Origin of the sequence: Acinetobacter sp. EKM10A, from assembly GCF_011075215.1 — a bacterium.
In the GTDB taxonomy this organism is placed as follows: domain Bacteria; phylum Pseudomonadota; class Gammaproteobacteria; order Pseudomonadales; family Moraxellaceae; genus Acinetobacter; species Acinetobacter baumannii.
Genome location: NZ_JAALLK010000042.1, coordinates 1 through 940 on the forward strand (window position 1 = coordinate 1; position 940 = coordinate 940).

Annotated in this window: 2 protein-coding genes; both read left to right on the plus strand. The window is 40.7% G+C overall.

Annotation, left to right across the window (positions count from 1 at the left end):
- On the plus strand, positions 1-354 hold a 354-nt coding region (locus G9371_RS18975; RefSeq protein WP_413773165.1), incomplete at its 5' end, for a phage tail tube protein.
- A 69-nt stretch (positions 355-423) separates the two neighbouring features.
- Positions 424-939, plus strand: a complete 516-nt coding sequence (locus tag G9371_RS18980) for a hypothetical protein (RefSeq protein ID WP_029423745.1) — start codon at positions 424-426, stop codon at positions 937-939.
- Position 940 lies beyond the last annotated feature (1 nt).

A 940-nucleotide genomic window follows, 5' to 3' on the forward strand; every position in this document is an offset into this window, starting at 1 on the left:
CTGCAGACACTTACCATCAACTTTAGTAATAATCTGGAAGCGATCCGTTGTATCGGTTCTGGTAAGTACACGCCTGAGTTTTACTTAGAGAAAATGATGGATATTGGCGTAAATGCTAATTTCATGTTCTCGGCAACTTCTGCCGCATGGATTGATGCTATTAAAACCCGTGATGTATTTACATTGACCTTTGATATTACAGATACCAAGGGCAGTAAGTACTCGTTTAACTTCCCGCAACTTGAAGTGAAGGAAGCTAATCACCCAGATGGTGGCGGTGATGACATCATTACAATAGATATCAATTTTGCCCAAGTGCGTACCAGTCCAACGATTGTACGTGCTCTTGTGTAAACAGCTTATTCAGTAACAAAGCCTATGGAATCCCATGGGCTTTTTTATTTCTACAAATTAGAGGTTGCTATGGCTTTAAAAGTCGGAATTATTAAAAGCTCTGACGTATCAAAATGGTGTGAATACAAGGATTCTGATGGGCAAGTACAGGCTGAGTTCAAAGTCCGTGGTATCGCATATAAACCCTTTCAGGTAGCGATTGAACGTGCAGGAAATCAGATTTCATCCAAAGGCTATGATGTGATGGTCAAAGATGAAGATGCCAAGCTATACCACGAATTATTAATGGATGCATGTGCTGCCCATTTAATTGAAGACTGGAAGGGTGTGGTTTTCGCCGAAATCGTAGATGGTAAAACTGTTGAGACCGAAAAGCCATATACACCTGAGAATGCCTCAAAGCTTCTTAATCTTGGTGATATTGGTATTTCAATCTGGCTATTCATTAAAGAACAGGCCCAGAAGATTCAGGAAGACGCAGACAAGGATAAGGCTTTAATTCTGGGAAAGTCATCGAGCTCTACAAATACCAAAAAACGTATGCGTCGAAAACGCCGCACGAAATCGAACAAATCAAGTTCTTAGG

Coding starts and splice junctions, on each gene's coding strand:
- G9371_RS18980 (WP_029423745.1), top strand. CDS start 424: ATGGCTTTAAAAGTCGGAATTATTAAAAGCTCTGACGTATCAAAATGG.